The organism is Eggerthella hominis, from assembly GCF_014287365.1.
Taxonomy (GTDB): Bacteria; Actinomycetota; Coriobacteriia; order Coriobacteriales; family Eggerthellaceae; genus Eggerthella; species Eggerthella guodeyinii.
This window is the reverse complement of record NZ_JACOOA010000006.1, coordinates 35096-50383: the sequence shown is the minus strand read 5'-3', so window position 1 is coordinate 50383 and position 15288 is coordinate 35096. Positions and strand designations below refer to the sequence as shown.

The window sequence follows — 15288 nt, the reverse complement described above, 5'->3', positions numbered from 1 at the left end:
CCGCATGATCGAGTTCAAGGGAACAGGCTTCACGTACGACGGCGACCGCTTCGTGCTGGACGGCGTGGACGCGCGCATCGCCCCGGGCGAGTTCGTGTGCATCCTCGGCGGCAACGGCTCGGGCAAGTCGACGCTGGCCAAGCACATCAACGCGCTGCTCGTGCCCGACGAAGGCAGCGTCACCGTGCTCGACCACGACACGCGCGACGAGCGGTCCACCTACTTCATCCGCAGCCATGCGGGCATGGTGTTCCAGAACCCCGACGACCAGCTGGTGGCCAGCCTCATCGAGAACGACGTGGCCTTCGGTCCCGAGAACCTGGGCGTGCCCACCGACGACCTCCGCCAGCGCGTGGCCGACGCGCTGGCGGACGTGGGGCTGCAGGGTTTCGACAAGCGCGAGACCGCGGCGCTGTCGGGTGGGCAGAAGCAGCGCGTCGCCATCGCCGGCGTGCTGGCCATGGAGCCCTCGATCCTCATCCTGGACGAGGCCACGGCCATGCTCGACCCGCGCGGCCGCAAGGGCCTCATGCGCGTGTGCCACGAGCTGCACGACCGCGGCATGACCGTCGTCATGATCACGCACTTCATGGAGGAGGCCGCGCAGGCCGACCGCGTCATCGTGCTGGAAGAGGGTCGCGTCGCCTGCGACGGCACGCCGCAGGACGTGCTCGTGCAGGCCGAGCTGCTGGAACATCTCAACCTCGACCTGCCGTTCGCCGCCGAGCTGTCGCTCGAGCTGGGGCGGCGCGGCGTGCCCGTGGGCATGCACATCGAGACGACCACGTTGAAGGAGGAGCTGTGCCGATTGCTTTCGAAGGCGTAAGCTACTCGTACGCCGACCCCGCCCGCCAGGAGAAGCGGAAGTCGCGGGCGAAGCGCCGCCGCGAGGCCGGCGTGATCGAGGACGCCCCCTCGCTCGAGCGCGGCAAGCCGGCCTGGGGAGGCGACCCCGACGCCGTGTGGGCGCTGCGCGACATCACGTTCGAGCTGGAGGACGGCGAGTTCCTCGGCATCGCCGGTCACACCGGCAGCGGCAAAAGCACCCTCATCCAGCACATGAACGGGCTGGTGAGCCCCACGCGCGGGCGCGTGCTGCTGGACGGCCAGGACCTGGCCGACAAGCGCGCGGCGCAGGCCTGCCGCGGCAAGGTGGGGCTCGTGTTCCAGTATCCCGAGTACCAGCTGTTCGCCGCCACCGTGCGCGAGGACGTGGCGTTCGGTCCCCGCAACCTGGGGCTGTCCGCCGACGAGGTGGAACGCCGCGTGGCCGCCGCGCTGGAAAGCGTGCGCCTCGACATCGCCGAGCTGGGCGACAAGAGCCCCTTCGAGCTGTCGGGCGGCCAGCAGCGCCGCGTGGCGTTCGCGGGCGTGCTGGCCATGGAGCCGCGCGTCCTCGTGCTGGACGAGCCGGTGGCCGGCCTCGATCCCGTGGCGCGCGAGGAGTTCCTCGACCTCATCGCCCAGCTGCACGGCAGCGGGCTCACCGTGGTCATGGTGTCGCACAGCATGGACGACCTCGCCCGCCTGTCCGACCGCGTGCTCGTGCTGAACGAGGGCCGGCAGTTCGCGTTCGGCACGCCGTCCGAGGTGTTCGCGCACGGCGAGGGGCTGCGCGCCATCGGCTTGGACGTGCCCGCCCCCCAGAAGCTGGCCGACGAGCTGCGCGCAGCGGGCGTGGAGCTGCCGTCGAAGCTGTACGACGTGAAAGCGCTGGCGGACGAGCTGGCGGGCGCCTACCGCGCGGCCGTCGAAGCCTCGGAGGCCCCTCATGCCTGACATCGCGGTCATCGGACGCTACTGGCCGGGCACGAGCCCGCTGCATCGCATGGACGCGCGCGCAAAGCTGCTGCTGGCGCTCGCGCTCATGGCGGTGGTGTTCGTCGCGCAGTCGTTTCTCGGGCTCGCGGTGTGCGCGGCGTTCGTGTTCGGCTTCTTCAGGCTGGCGGGCATCCCCATCCGCTCGGCGTTCAAGTCCATCGCGCCGCTCGCGTTCATCGTGGTGGTCACCGCCCTGCTCAACGTGTTCTTCGTGCAGGGCGGCACGGTGCTGTTCGAGTGGTGGATCATCCGCATCAGCGAGGCGGGCCTGTGGCAGGCGGCCTTCATCGCCTGCCGCCTGCTGCTGTTGCTGCTGGGGATGAGCCTGCTCACCCTGACCACCGCCACGCTCGACATCACCGATGCGTTCGAGTACCTGCTGCACCCCTTCAGCCGCATCGGCGTGCCGGCGCACGAGCTGTCCATGATGATGGGCATCGCCCTGCGCTTCCTGCCCCAGTTCACCTTCGAGCTGCAAACCGTGTACCGCGCGCAGATCAGCCGCGGCGCCACGTTCTCCAAAGGGCGGCTGCGCATGCTCGCCTCCCTCATGGTGCCGCTGTTCACCAGCGCGTTCCGCCACGCGGAAACGCTGTCGTCGGCCATGGAGGCCCGCTGCTACCACGGCGGCGTCGGCCGCACGCGCCTGCATCCCCTCGTGTTCACCGCGCTCGACCGCAACGGCGTCGTCGTCATCGTCGCCATGCTGGCCTGCGTCGTGGCCACCAACTTCATCCCCTGGTAGGACCGCTCCGAAGCCGTCCTACTCCAACCGAAAGGAACCCCCATGAACGGAACGAACACCATCGTCGACTACCTCACGAGCGTCCCGGCCTGGTACCTGGCCACCTGCGAGGGCGATCAGCCGCACGTGCGCCCCTTCAGCTTCGCCGCCGTGCAGGACGGCCGGATCTGGTTCTGCACCGCCACCACGAAGGACGTGTACCGCGAGCTGGAGCTCAACCCAAAGTTTGAATTGACCGCCTGGAAACCGGGCAGCGGCTGGGTTATCATGCGGGGGGAAGCTGTTCTCGAAGATCGGGCGAACGATGAGGTTCGTCGTGCGGGGTACGAGCACATGACGGGGCTCGGCGAGAGCTACGAGGGGCCGGACGACAAGACGCTCACGTTCTTCACCGTGCGCGATCCCGAAGCATGGCTGTGCGACATCGACGGAAGCTGGAATCCCGTCGAGCTGTAGCGGCGACCCCTCACAGACCCTCGAACAGCTGGCCCACGGTGGTGTCCAAGCCGCCCGCGATGCGCTCGAGCATGTCGACCGTCGGATTCGCTTTTCCGCTTTCGATATCGATGAGGTATTTGCGGCTGACGCCCACCATGAGAGCGAAGGACGTTTGCGACACGTTCGCGCTCGCGCGGAGCCTCGCGATATTGGTTCCGAGCTGAGTTTTTAGTGAAGTGTTCTCCATGCCGGTTAAAGGCTAGTCCCGGCGGGAGGAAAAGTCGTAAACTATAGTTTACAGACCGTCAATAAAACAAGAGGTTTGTACTATGAGTTTATCGAGAGGGTCATTGCTTGAGGGCAAGATCGCCGGAGGTCGCACATGAGCGGAACCGAGTACGAAGAATTGATGGACACGATCAGACGCGCGGCAGCGCGCATTTTCGAATACGCCGAGACCGAGGAAGAGGTGTGCCGCCTGGAGCAAGCGATCAACCACGAGATCATGTACGTGGCGGCCATCGCGCAATCCGAGCGGGTCAAGCCCCCGACGGGCTGGGACCCGCTCGGCCGCTGACGCGCGCGCCAAGCCGGTACGGCTACGCGAAGTCGTACAGGTCCTTCGTGGCGGTGCGGAAGTCCTCGTAGACCTCGGCCGCCACCGCTTCATCCTCGACGAACTCGAAGGCCGCAGGTTGGCCGTCTTCGTCGAGCTCGGTCACCTCAAGCAGCACGACCTCGCCGGACGAGCCCACGGGCTCGTCTTCTGTTACGGGGAAGAAGAAGCCGTAGCTGCGGTCGTGGTGCAAGATGAGGCCGAGGAACTCGAGTTCCGTCTGCTCGCCCGTCTCGTCCTCGAGCACAAGGGTGACGCCCTCCTCGGTCGGCGGGCAGAAATTGGGAGCGCTTCCTTCGCGCATCGTAGGCTCCTTACCTTCAGCTTGATCGTTGGCGTTAGGGTACCACAAGCGCCGCCCGATGCGCAGGTGCGCGCCGGCAACGACAGACAAGCGTTAGACGATGAAGTCGCGTCCGCTTTCCACCAGGTCGATGAGCTCCTGCTGCGTGTGCACGCCCAGCTTCTGGTAGATGTGGCGGATGTGCGTCTTGGCGGTGTTGCGCGTCACGCGGCACTCCTCCTGGATGAACGCGCCGTTGCGCCCGCGCGCCAGCAGCGCGAACACCTCCCCCTCGCGCTCGGTGAGCCCGTGGACGGACGCCAGGTGCGCGCAGCGCGTGTCGATGGCGGCCTCGGGAGCGGCGGGCGCCTCCACCTCCTCCACCGGCTTCACGCCGCGGATGGCCGCCGAGAAGCTGAAGTCCTTGAGCCCGATCCACACGTACCCGACGAAGGCGGCCGCCACGAGCGCGAGCAGCAGCAGGCGTACGTCGGCGCCCGCGGCGTCGGCGGCGACGGGCAGATGCCCCAGCACGACGCCCGTCGTGGCGCCGAGGTTCGAGGCGCAGAAGCCCTGGCCGAGGGCCGCGATGCCGCCCGAGGGGTTGCGCGCCGCGATGATGGCGAGCGTCGCCCAGGTGAGGACGCTGAACATCTGCGCGCCCACGGTGAGCGCGCCGAGGGCCACCGACCCGAGCACGGCGGTCTGCGCGGCCGAGACGAAGAACCCGAACACCACGAGCAGCCCCGACACGTGGAACAGCGCGTCCTCGCGCGACGCGCGCTGCGTGCGCGCGCACCACGCGGCCAGCGCCAGCAGCGCGACGCCGCACGCTGCGCTCTGCCACCAGGCCGTCGGGCCCGCGCCGAACGTGATGGACAGGCCGAACGCCACCTCGAACAGGAAGATGCACACGAACAGCCGGTTGAACGGCCCGGGGAACGAACCCGGGTTCGTCAGCGCCAGCTCGCTGGGCGGGGCGCCGTCCGGCAGCGCGTCGCGCAGGCGCGCGACGGGGCCTGCCACGGCCGCGAGGGCGACGGCGGGCAGGAGCGCGTAGACGACCGGCGCGCAGGCGGCCAGCAGCGGGTCGAGCACAAGGTAGACGGCGTAGGACAGGCACACGCCGCCGGCCATGGTGACGAGCACGCCGCGCGGGCGCAGGCGCGTGAGCGACAGCCCCGCCACGATGACCGCCCAGCTGCGCCCGCACGACAGCAGCGCCGCGCCCGGAACGCCGAGCGCCGCCGCGTAGCCGTTCTGCACGCCGAGCATCCACAGCCCGCATCCCGCCGCGAGCGCCGCCAGCGCGCCGACCGTCACGGCCCGCACCGGCAGCGGCGAGCTGCTGCGGTGCGCCGCGAACGCCCACAACCCGAACGCCGCGCCGTACAGAAGCCCGCACAGCGCGAACCCCCACGGCACGACCGCGTTGAAGGGAGGGTACACGTAGCCGTTCTGCACGAACGTGGACAGCGACAGGGCGCACACGGCCACGAGGCTGCGCGCGTCGATCAGCCGATCGCGCGCGACGGCGGGGCGAGAAGGCTCGCCGCCGGCGTTCCGCCCGCTGGCGGTCCGTTCCGCATTCCGCATTTCGCCCCCGTTTCTCTACCGTTTACCGTCGAAAACCTACCGTTCGCCCTCGCGTAACGCCAGCGGGGTGACGATCACCCCCGCCTCGCCTCCGTATTGTACCCCGCAGAAGGCGCCCCGCACGCGGGGTGCAGGCAACGGACGGGATTCCCCAACGCAAGGGAGCCCCGCCCGCCTCGAGCGAAGGAGGCATCATCGTATGACGAGTGTCCTGGAAGAAGCCAAAGCGCTGGAAGGCGACATCATCGCCGACCGCCGCTGGCTGCACGAGCATCCCGAAATCGGGTTCGACCTCCCTCAAACGACGGCCTACGTGGCCGAGCGTCTGCGGGAAATCGGTCTCGAACCGGAAGAGATCGTGCCGGGCGGCCTCGTGGCCACCATCGGCGACCCGTCGGCGGGCCGCTGCTTCATGCTGCGCGCCGACATGGACGCGCTGCCCATCAAGGAGGAGACGGGGCTGCCCTTCGCCTCCCCGACCGACTACATGCACGCCTGCGGGCACGACACGCACACCGCCATGCTGCTGGGCGCCGCCCGCATCCTGAAAGGCCGCGAGGCCGAGCTGCCCGGCTGCGTGAAGCTCATGTTCCAACCCGACGAGGAGGGCTGCGCACCCGACGAGATCTGCGGCAACGAGGCCATGATCAACGCGGGCGTGCTGGAGAACCCGCACGTCGACGCCGCCACGGCCATCCACCTCATGCCGTTCGACTACCGTTTGGGCGAGATCGCCACGCGCCCGGGCACCGGCTTCTCGTCCATCGACGACATCGACATCGTCGTGCACGGCAAGGGCGGCCACGGCTCGCGCCCGCACCAGCTGGTGGACCCGTTCAACATCGCCTGCCATATCTTCTTCGGCGCACAGAACCTCATCGCGCGCGAGCTCGACCCGAACGACCAGGCGGTCATCACGTTCGGTGCCATCAACGGCGGCACGGCCGCCAACATCGTTCCCGACGACGTGCACCTGCTGGGCACCCTGCGCACCATCGACGAGGGCACCCGCGCGCATCTCAAGGAGCGCATGGAGGCGATGTGCCGCGGCATCGCGGAGGGCTTCGGCGGCAGCGTCGACGTGCGGTTCCTCCGCGGCGTGCCGAGCGTGTACAACGACCCCGAGCTCACCGACGAGCTGATCGGCTACGTGGAGGACCTCACCGGCCGCCCCGTCACCATCCTCGACAAGCCCATCTCGGGCTCCGACGACATGAGCGTCATCTCGCAGGCCGTGCCCACCACCTACTTCGTCATGGGCACCGGCTCGGAGGACGAAGGCGTGCGCTACCCCGTGCACAACTCCCGCGTGGTGTTCGACGAGAGCGTGTTCGTCGAAGGCGCGGCGATGACCGCAACGATGGCCCTGCGCTGGCTGGAAGCCCGCGCGCGCGACGACAAGGAGAACGAGCGATGAGCGAGAACGAGAAGCTGGCGACGGAAGCCGCCGAGGGCGCGCCCGCCGCCACGGCCCCCGAGCCCGGCGGCAAGAAGAAGCGCAAGAAGAAAGGCGCACCGGACTCCTTCATCATCCTCGTGGCGTGCCTGATCGTCGTGGCGCTCGTCACCGTGGTGATGTCGTTCTTCACGAGCGAGGTCACCGGAGCGTCGTTCGCCGACGTTCTGACCTCCCCGGTGCTCGGCTTCTCGAGCGCCATGCAGGTGTGCGTGTTCGTGCTCGTGCTGGGCGGCTTTCTGGCCATGGTGAACAAGACCGGCGCGCTCGACACCGGCGTCGCCACGCTCGTGCGCGCCCTCAAGGGCCGCGAGCTCGTCCTCATCCCCATCCTCATGCTGCTGTTCGGCATCTGCGGCTCCACCTACGGCATGATGGAGGAGACGGTGCCGTTCTACATCCTGCTGGCCGCCACCATGTACGCCGCGGGCTTCGACACGCTCACCGGCGCGCTCGTGGTGCTGCTGGGCGCGGGCGCGGGCTGCATCGGCTCCACGGTGAACCCGTTCTCCGTCGGCGTGGCCACCGCCGCCCTCACCGACATGGGCATCGCCATCGACCAGGGCGTCATCATCGGCTTCGGGCTCGTGCTGTTCGTCATCGCCGAGGCCATCTCCATCTTCTTCGTCATGCGCTACGCCAAGAAGGTCAAGGCCGACAAGGGCTCCACGTTCCTGTCGCTGCAGGAGCAGGAGGAGTCCGAGAAGGAGTACGGCCAGATGGAGGAGGATGCGGAGAACCCGGCGTTCTCGGCCGTCCTCTCCGGCAAGCAGAAGGTCGTGCTCGTGCTGTTCGCGCTCACGTTCGTCGTCATGATCGTCGGCTTCGTGCCGTGGCAGAACTTCGGCATCGACGTCTTCATGGCCGGCGGCTCGGTCGACGATCCGGCGGGCGCCTGGAGCGCGGTGCTCACCGGCGTGCCGCTGGGCATGTGGTACTTCAACGAGGCCACGGCATGGTTCCTGCTCATGGCCATCGTCATCGGCATCTTCGCGCGCTTCGCGGGCAAGGACATCGTGAAGACGTTCCTCGGCGGCTGCGCCGAGATGGTCAGCGTCGCGCTCGTCATCGCGCTGGCGCGCTCCGTCGCCGTCATCATGGGCGAGACGCAGCTCGACACGTTCATCCTCACGAACGCCGCGAACGCGTTATCCGGCGTGCCCGCCTTCATCTTCGCGCCCGCCACGTTCCTGTTCTACTTCGTGCTGTCGTTCGCTATCCCCTCGAGCTCCGGCATGGCCACGCTGGCGATGCCCATCATGGGGCCGCTGACGAACGGCCTGGGCTTCTCGGCCGAGGTCATGGTCATGATCTACGTGGCCGCCCACGGCCTCGTGGCCATCATCACGCCGCTGAACGGCGCCGTGCTGGCGGGCCTCGCGCTGGCGAAGGTGCAGTACGCCACCATGCTCAAGTGGGTGATGAAGGTGATCGTGGTCACCGGCATCGTGCTCGTGGTGGTGCTGACCGCGGCGATGCTCATCATGTAGGAGACCCCTTGGAGCGCCGCCGCGTCCTCCTTCGCGGCGGCGCATATTCGGGCATCGACCCGTCTTTGCGAGAAAGCGAGCTCCGGCCTGGGCTCGCTTTCTCGCGTTCGGAGGCTGGAGGCGGGAGGCTCTGCGCGGCTTCTGCACGCAAAAACTCTCCCAAATGAGCAAAAAACCGCGACGTGCGCCGCCTTACAACCCTCCCAATGTTTCCAGGGATCGCGCGAACTGGGGAAACGGCAGCCGTCACTCGCCAGGGGCGCATTCCGAAGCTCCGAGAGCCTCCCAAAACCCTGCCAACCACCGCACGTCGCGGATTATTGTGCAAAAAAAGGGAATTTCGCTTTCACGCCGACATCGGGAAGCGCGCCCGCACGAAACATGCCGATCTTGGTTCGACGACGGAAGCGCATAGACTCCCCTCCCCATGCCACGGCGGCGGAAAGCTAGCGCTCGCGAAGGCTCCCCGTATCGCTCAGCGGTTCCTCGATCGCCGAGTGATCCGAAACGCGAACGGGCCGCCTCTCCGAGCGCTTCGCCGCAGACGCGCAGCGGCGAAGCGACGCGACCGACCTCAGCGCTACCGCGATGCGCGGACGCTCGGCGCCTTACAGTCCCTCGTCGGCCGTCGCGCCCGCGCCTTTGCCGCCCTCGCGCGCTTCGACGCCCAACAGGTCGAACAACTCCTGGCGCGTGTGGATGTCGAGCTTCTGGTAGATGTGGCGCACGTGGGCCTTCGCCGTCCCGTTCGCGATGAACAGCTCGCGCTCGATGATGCCCACCGTCTTGCGCTGGGCCAGCAGCAACAGCACCTCCTCCTCGCGGGTGGACAGCTTGTAGGCGCGCGCGACCTCGGCGCAGCGGTCGGCCAGCTCCTGCTTGCGTATCATCGCGGCCGAGTCGGTGCCTCCCGCCAGGAAGTTCGCGCCCCAGCGGCTGGACAGGTCGCGCTCCGAGAACAGGATGGTGGTTGCGGTCACGATGGCCACCACCGTCAACAGCGAGATGAACAGCTCGCCGTTGCCCCCCAGCACGTCGAACGACTGCGCGCCGTCGGCCACGAGCCGCCCCAGCCACATGGACACCTGCCGCACGCTGCGCTCGATGCCGAACAGCCACAGGGCCGACACGCCGTAGCGGTAGCAGATGTTCGCCATGATGAGCATGATGAGGACGGATTGCGCCGTGTACCCGGCGGAGACGCAGAAGCTGGCCGCCATGCCCTGCACGTGCCCGAGCGTGGGAAGCAGGAACAGCGCCACCACCATGAGCGGCAGCGCCACCCGGTAGATGATGCCGAAGTCGAAGCGCCCGCCGCGCACCGCCACGCCCAAAAACACGAGCACGCCCACCGCCAGCGTCCCCGGCGCGGAGTGCGGTCCGAACGCGCCGGCGTACAGCCCGCCCTCCATGAGCCCGTACGCGAACGCGTAGGCCGCCATGAACAGCACCGCCTTCCACGGCACCGAGAACCGCGTCCACGACGTCGAGGGCAGCTCGGCCGTCGGGAGGCTGCCGAACCCGCGGCGCAGCAGCACGAGCGACGCCGCCGGCAGCAGGGACGTCATCACGAACAGCCACGGCAGCATGAACCCGCGGTACACGTACAGCACAAGCGCGCCCACCACGATGGACGCCGAATAGTACAGCGCCACGCGCAAGGGGTTCAGGCAGCCGTACAGCTCGCTCCAGAACAGGATGAGCAAGGCGATGCCGAACCCTCCCAGCAGCGTGGCCGGCACCCCCACCGCCGGCGCGATGCCGGGCAGCCAGCACGACGCGAACATGAGCACGGTGGACGCCGTCAGCGTCGCGGCGCACAGGGCGTAGACGGCCGGCTTGTCGAAGAACGGCCCGATCCTACGCGCGAGCAGCGTGCAGGCGACCGCGGTCACCACCATGGTCAGGTCGAACAGGTCCCGCCCCGAGAACGCCACCGCGGGGAAATCGACGAACGACCCCACGAACATGATCTCGATCCACGCGCGATACACGCCCAAACCCAAAAAGGCGACCGGCACCGCGATCGCGCCGCAGAACAGCCGCGACCGCCTCCGGACCGGCGCTTCCTGAGATTCTTCTTGATGATCTTCCCGTTCCACCGACATGTCGAGGAGCTCCCCTTCGTCCCGTCAAGCCTCGGGGCGATTATAGACGAAACGCCCCGAACCGAGAAACCGCGCGACGGGTGGTTTTGCATCGTCCGAGCAAAACAGGGGGTTATGCGCGGGGGTTACGATTTTTAAGCCTGCGAATCCCCGTGCGGTCGATGCGCGCATTCCGCCCGCTGCCCTATGGTGGGCCCGTTCCGCAGGGGACGAACCGCACCGACCGAGGAGGGAATCAACTCATGAGCACCATTTCACGTCGCGACCTGTTCAAATTCGGCGGCGTCGCCGCCGTCGGCGCCGCCGGGGCATCCATGCTGAGCGCGTGCGCGCCGCAGGGAAGCGCCGCCGGCACGGCCGCATCCGCCAACGCGGGCGCCGCGGCCGAGGACGGGCTGCCCAGCTTCTTCGCGAAACCGGAGCCCATCACCGACATCTTGGAGACGAAGGACTACGACGTCGTGGTCGTGGGAGCCGGCGCCGCAGGCGTGCCCGCAGCGCTGTCCGCCTTCGAGGCGGGCGCGAAGGTGGCGCTGCTGCAGAAGGAGGCCACGGCCATCTCGCAGGGCAACACCTGCGATTCCATCATCCTGGACCAGACCGACCCCGCCGGGGTCGAGGCCGTCGTGTCGCTCATCACGGAGGATTGCTGCCACCGGTCCGATCGCGAGCAGGTGCGCCTCTGGGCGTACAACTCCGGCGAGGCGCTGCAGTGGCTGTGGGATATCGCCCAGAAGGCGGGTGCGCAGGTGGTGGACTCCACCGCGAAGTGGACGGGGCCCATCAAGCAGATCGACGGGTACGACATCACGTACTTCGCCTTCGACTTCGGCCCCAAGCCCTACAACACGGGCAACGGCATGCGCGACATCGCCGACTACGCCGAGCAGCAGGGCGTCGAGATCTTCTACTCCACCCCTGCCGCGCAGCTCGTGCAGAACGACAGCGGCGCGGTGACGGGCGTGGTCGCCGAGGGCAAGGACGGCTACATCCAGTTCAACGCGTCCAAAGGCGTCATCATCGCCACGGGCGACTACGAGAACGACGACGAGATGATGGCCTATTACGAAGCGGAGATGGCGAACATCTACCGCAAGGAGCAGAACAAGACCGGCGACGGGCAGAAGATGATGGTGTGGGCCGGCGGGCGCATGGAGGACGTGTGCGGCTCGAAGGTGCTCCACGACTTCGATGCCGGCCCGGGGTCGATGGCCGACATGCCCTTCCTGTGCGTGAAGAACGACGGCACGCGCTTCTGCAACGAGAACCGCTCCGAGATGGCCACGATGGGCAACTTCCTCAAAAGCGAGGAAGATCAGGGCTGGTACACCCAGGTGTTCGACAGCAACTACATGACCGACTGCGCCGACTGGCCCGGGGCCCTCATCCCGCCCGAGGCCATGGTGAACTACATGCCCGAGGTCGAGGGCGAGAAGGAAGGCGTGTACGACACGCTCATCAACACCTACGCGGCCGACACGATCGAGGAGCTGGGAGAGAAGCTCGGCCTGACCGACGTCGCCGCCTTCGCGAAGACCGTCGCGCGCTACAACGAGCTGTGCGCGTTGGGCGTCGACGAGGACATGGGCAAGGCGGCGAAGTGGCTCAAGCCTATCGTCACGCCGCCGTTCTACGGCATCCACCGCCGCATCGGCCTGTCCACCATCATCCACGGCGTGAACGTGAACGCCGACATGCAGGTGCTCGACAAGGACGGGGCGCCCATCGAGGGCCTGTACTCCATCGGCAACTGCGCCGGCAACTTCTTCGGCAGCCCCGACTACCCCATGACGGTGCCCGGCCTCTCCCTCGGCCGCTGCCACACGCAGGGCTACGTGGTGGGACGCGCCGTCGCCGGCAAGTAGCCCCGCACCGCCCATCCTCGCGCGCCGCCCCCCTCCCGGCGGCGCGCTAAAGCAACGGCCCCGGATGTCCGGGGCCGTTGGCGTTACTTCTTGTCGGGGCGCTTCTTGCGCTTGCCCTTCGGGGGCTTCGGCGCGCTCTTCGCGGCGGTCGCGCCGTGCGGCTCTTCGACCGTCGGCTTCTCCGCCGCGGCCCCGACCGTCGGGACGGCCGTCGGGGCGGCCGTGGCCTTGACGGCCTTCTTGCCCGCGAGCGCCGTCGCCATCGCGTTCGGGTTGCCGAACTCGAAGCGACCCACCTCGGGCCCGAACTTCTTCACGAGCTTCTGGTAGCGCGGCTCGCGCGTCTTCCACATCGCGTACAAGGGCGACGCCACCGCGATGGACGAGTACGAGCCGCACACGAGGCCGATGACCATGGCGAACGCGAAGTCCTTGAGCGTCTCGCCGCCGAACAGCAGCATGGCCAGCACGGGGATGAGCGAGGTGAGCGTCGTGTTGATGGTGCGCACGAGCACCTGGTTGATGGAGTGGTTCGCCATCGTCATGAACGTGCACTTGATGTCGTCGGACTGCATGTTGTCGTTGATGCGGTGGAACACGACCACCGTATCGTACAGCGAGTAGCCCAGGATGGTGAGCAGCGCGGCGATGGTGTTCGGGTTCACCTCGCGGCCCACGAGCGCGTACACGCCCATGACCAGCACGAGGTCGTGCAGCAGCGCCACGATGGCGGTGACGCCCATCTTGTACTCGAAGCGGATGGCGATGTAGATGATGATGAGCACGATGGACACGAGGAACGCGATGAGCGACGACTGGATGACGCTGGCGCCCCAATCGGGCCCGATGGTGGTCACCTCGAAGCTGTCGGTGGACAGCCCCAGGCTGTCGGCCACCTGGTTCGCACGCTGCGTGGCCTCTTCGGCGCTCGTGGTGGTGGTGCGCACGAGGTAGCCCTCGTCGCCGTCGGCGTTCGTCGTCTGCACGACGGCATCGGGCTCGCCGGCCTGGTCGAACGCGGTGCGCATCTGCTCGGTGGTCACATCGCCCGTGCCGTGGAACGACACCGACGTGCCGCCCACGAACTCGATGCCGAAGTTCAGGCCCTTCACGCCCACGATGGCCAGCGACACGCACACGAGCACGGCGGCCACGCCGAGGAACACGCGGCGGTAGCCGAGGAAGTTGATGTCGTGCTTGATGAACTTGCCGCGCGGCTTGCGCGCCGCCTTCGCGGCCGCCTCGCCGGCAGCGCCCTCGCGGCGCTCGGCGGCCTCCTCGGACTCGGTCGGGTTGATGGTCTCGCCGGCCTCGGCCGCGGCCACGCTCGTGCCCTCGGCCGCGGCGAGCGCCGCGTAGTCCCTGGACGCGGCCAGGCTGTCCTTGATGCCCCAGAAGCCCGGGTGCCGCGCGATGACCTTCGGCGCCAGCACGCGGATGAGCGGCGCCTTGAACAGCAGCATCATGGCGATGTCGCACACGATGCCCAGCGCCAGCGTCAGGCCGAAGCCCTTGACCGAGGCGCTGGCCAGGAAGAACAGCGACAGCGCCGACACGAGCGTCACGAGGTCGGCGTCTACCGACGTGACGATGGCGTGCTTCACGCCCGTCACGGACGCGGCGCGCACGCTGCGTCCCATGCGGATCTCCTCGCGGAAGCGCTCCATCGTGAGGATGGACGAGTCGGCCGCCATGCCGATGGTCAGCACGATGCCGGCGATGCCGGCGAGCGACAGGCTGAACAGGCCGAACGACGACAGCGTGGCCAGGATGCCCAGGTACAGCACCGCGAATACGATCATGGCGGCGGCGGTGATGGCGCCGAGGCCGCGGTAGAAGAACAGCAGGTACAGCATGACCACCGCCAGCCCGATGAGGGCCACCAGCACGCCGGACGCCAGCGCGTCCTGGCCGAGCGTCGGGCCGACGGTCTGGCTCTGGGCGTACTCGAAGCTCACCGGCAGCGAGCCGCTTTCCAGCACGGTCTGCAGCGCCTTGGCCTCGTCGAGCGAGTAATTGCCGGTGATTTGGATGTTGCCGTCGGGGATCTCGGACTGCGTTGCGGGCGCCGATTGCACCTCGTTGTCCAGGATGATGACGATCTTGCCCTTCGTGGGCGCGAGGTCCTTCGAGGCCTCGGCGAACGCCGCCGCGCCGGCCGAATCGAGCGAGATGTTCACGGCGTAGTCGGTGGAGGTGTCGCTCCGCTTGCCGATGTCGACCTTCGTGATGTTCGAGCCGGTGACGATGGGCGTGTACGTGCCGTCCTCCACCTTGAGGTGCTGCGTCTCGCCCGTCGGCAGCGTGGCCACGCCGAGGTCGTCGGAGACGGTGCCCTCGCCGGAGGCCTGACCGTTCTCGATCTTCGTCTTCACGTCCTCGTCGGTGAACGAGTCGAGGCGCGCGAATTCGAGCTTGCCGGTCTTGCCGATGGTGTTGAGCGCGTCCTCGGTGTTGGTGAGGCCGGGGATCTGCACGAGGATCTGGTCGGTGCCCTGCACCTGCACCACGGCCTCCGAGGCGCCCAGCGCGTTCACGCGGCTCTCGATGATGGCGCGGCTCTTCTCCATGTCGTCGTTCGACACGGCCTGGCCGTCGGTGCTCTTCGCCGTCAGCACCACCGACAGGCCGCCTTGGATGTCGAGGCCCTGGTTGATCTTCTCCTGCGGCGGCGTGAACATGAAGACGGACCCCAGCACCAGCAGGGTCGTGATGATGAGCAGCCAGATGTTGCGCCGATCGGTGGGCCGAGCGGGTTTCTTCTTCGTCTTCTGCGTTGCCGCCATGTGACGTTCTCCCTCGTTGAGCTTCTCGTGCGTGCGTCGTGCGCGAGCCCGCAGGCTCCCTGCACAGTAACTGTCCCATTGTGC

Annotated in this window: 13 protein-coding genes; 8 read left to right on the top strand and 5 right to left on the bottom strand. The window is 67.8% G+C overall.

The genetic code is table 11. The features are described 5' to 3' along the window. Positions 1–4 precede the first annotated feature (4 nt). Genes H8S61_RS13065 through H8S61_RS13050 form a run of 4 tightly spaced genes read left to right on the top strand, consistent with a single transcriptional unit; the run spans position 5 to position 3022 of the window. Positions 5–826, top strand: coding sequence for an energy-coupling factor transporter ATPase (locus H8S61_RS13065; protein WP_015760330.1), 822 nt, complete (start codon positions 5–7; stop codon positions 824–826). After that, the gene (locus H8S61_RS13060; protein WP_186939283.1) at positions 802–1779 is read left to right on the top strand and encodes an energy-coupling factor transporter ATPase; all 978 of its coding nucleotides are present in this window, start codon (positions 802–804) and stop codon (positions 1777–1779) included. The genes H8S61_RS13065 and H8S61_RS13060 overlap by 25 nt, the downstream gene beginning before the upstream one ends. Then, positions 1772–2566: an energy-coupling factor transporter transmembrane component T family protein gene (locus H8S61_RS13055; RefSeq protein WP_186939282.1), complete on the top strand. Its 795-nt coding sequence runs from the start codon at positions 1772–1774 to the stop codon at positions 2564–2566. Before H8S61_RS13060 ends, H8S61_RS13055 begins: the two co-directional genes overlap by 8 nt. 42 nt (positions 2567–2608) lie before the next feature. Next, complete coding sequence (locus tag H8S61_RS13050) at positions 2609–3022, top strand: pyridoxamine 5'-phosphate oxidase family protein (RefSeq protein WP_009304866.1); 414 nt, start codon at positions 2609–2611, stop codon at positions 3020–3022. Positions 3023–3032: 10 nt separating this feature from the next. Here the strand turns inward: H8S61_RS13050 and H8S61_RS13045 are convergent, their stop codons facing one another. Next, positions 3033–3251, bottom strand: coding sequence for a helix-turn-helix domain-containing protein (locus H8S61_RS13045; protein ID WP_009304867.1), 219 nt, complete (start codon positions 3249–3251; stop codon positions 3033–3035). A gap of 135 nt (positions 3252–3386) precedes the next feature. Here H8S61_RS13045 and H8S61_RS13040 point away from each other — a divergent pair, with 135 nt between their 5' ends. Then, complete coding sequence (locus H8S61_RS13040; RefSeq protein WP_101721836.1) at positions 3387–3581, top strand: hypothetical protein; 195 nt, start codon at positions 3387–3389, stop codon at positions 3579–3581. A gap of 22 nt (positions 3582–3603) precedes the next feature. Here H8S61_RS13040 and H8S61_RS13035 read toward each other — a convergent pair whose 3' ends face one another. Both H8S61_RS13035 and H8S61_RS13030 read right to left on the bottom strand, forming a co-directional pair. Next, entirely contained in the window at positions 3604–3924 is a 321-nt protein-coding gene (locus H8S61_RS13035) for a DUF1292 domain-containing protein (protein WP_009304869.1), read from the bottom strand. 93 nt (positions 3925–4017) lie between these two features. Beyond that, complete coding sequence (locus H8S61_RS13030; RefSeq protein WP_186939281.1) at positions 4018–5499, bottom strand: response regulator transcription factor; 1482 nt, start codon at positions 5497–5499, stop codon at positions 4018–4020. A 199-nt stretch (positions 5500–5698) separates the two neighbouring features. On the opposite strand from H8S61_RS13030, the gene H8S61_RS13025 reads away from it, so the two are divergent. Both H8S61_RS13025 and H8S61_RS13020 read left to right on the top strand, forming a co-directional pair. Beyond that, the gene (locus tag H8S61_RS13025) at positions 5699–6916 is read left to right on the top strand and encodes a M20 metallopeptidase family protein (RefSeq protein WP_186939280.1); all 1218 of its coding nucleotides are present in this window, start codon (positions 5699–5701) and stop codon (positions 6914–6916) included. Then, positions 6913–8445 (top strand): YfcC family protein, encoded by a 1533-nt coding sequence (locus H8S61_RS13020; RefSeq protein WP_222617715.1) that lies wholly within the window; start codon positions 6913–6915, stop codon positions 8443–8445. The genes H8S61_RS13025 and H8S61_RS13020 overlap by 4 nt, the downstream gene beginning before the upstream one ends. Positions 8446–9053: 608 nt before the next feature. Here H8S61_RS13020 and H8S61_RS13015 read toward each other — a convergent pair. Beyond that, positions 9054–10553: a helix-turn-helix transcriptional regulator gene (locus H8S61_RS13015; protein WP_009304873.1), complete on the bottom strand. Its 1500-nt coding sequence runs from the start codon at positions 10551–10553 to the stop codon at positions 9054–9056. A 242-nt stretch (positions 10554–10795) separates the two neighbouring features. On the opposite strand from H8S61_RS13015, the gene H8S61_RS13010 reads away from it, so the two are divergent. Then, positions 10796–12418: an FAD-binding protein gene (locus H8S61_RS13010; RefSeq protein WP_186939279.1), complete on the top strand. Its 1623-nt coding sequence runs from the start codon at positions 10796–10798 to the stop codon at positions 12416–12418. Between the two features lie 83 nt (positions 12419–12501). On the opposite strand, the gene secD is transcribed toward H8S61_RS13010, so the two are convergent. Further along, positions 12502–15204, bottom strand: coding sequence for a protein translocase subunit SecD (gene secD / locus H8S61_RS13005; protein ID WP_186939278.1), 2703 nt, complete (start codon positions 15202–15204; stop codon positions 12502–12504). Positions 15205–15288: the final 84 nt, after the last annotated feature.

Coding starts and splice junctions, on each gene's coding strand:
- H8S61_RS13065 (WP_015760330.1), top strand. CDS start 5: ATGATCGAGTTCAAGGGAACAGGCTTCACGTACGACGGCGACCGCTTC.
- H8S61_RS13055 (WP_186939282.1), top strand. CDS start 1,772: ATGCCTGACATCGCGGTCATCGGACGCTACTGGCCGGGCACGAGCCCG.
- H8S61_RS13050 (WP_009304866.1), top strand. CDS start 2,609: ATGAACGGAACGAACACCATCGTCGACTACCTCACGAGCGTCCCGGCC.
- H8S61_RS13045 (WP_009304867.1), bottom strand. CDS start 3,251: ATGGAGAACACTTCACTAAAAACTCAGCTCGGAACCAATATCGCGAGG.
- H8S61_RS13040 (WP_101721836.1), top strand. CDS start 3,387: ATGAGCGGAACCGAGTACGAAGAATTGATGGACACGATCAGACGCGCG.
- H8S61_RS13035 (WP_009304869.1), bottom strand. CDS start 3,924: ATGCGCGAAGGAAGCGCTCCCAATTTCTGCCCGCCGACCGAGGAGGGC.
- H8S61_RS13030 (WP_186939281.1), bottom strand. CDS start 5,499: ATGCGGAATGCGGAACGGACCGCCAGCGGGCGGAACGCCGGCGGCGAG.
- H8S61_RS13025 (WP_186939280.1), top strand. CDS start 5,699: ATGACGAGTGTCCTGGAAGAAGCCAAAGCGCTGGAAGGCGACATCATC.
- H8S61_RS13020 (WP_222617715.1), top strand. CDS start 6,913: ATGAGCGAGAACGAGAAGCTGGCGACGGAAGCCGCCGAGGGCGCGCCC.
- H8S61_RS13015 (WP_009304873.1), bottom strand. CDS start 10,553: ATGTCGGTGGAACGGGAAGATCATCAAGAAGAATCTCAGGAAGCGCCG.
- H8S61_RS13010 (WP_186939279.1), top strand. CDS start 10,796: ATGAGCACCATTTCACGTCGCGACCTGTTCAAATTCGGCGGCGTCGCC.
- secD (WP_186939278.1), bottom strand. CDS start 15,204: ATGGCGGCAACGCAGAAGACGAAGAAGAAACCCGCTCGGCCCACCGAT.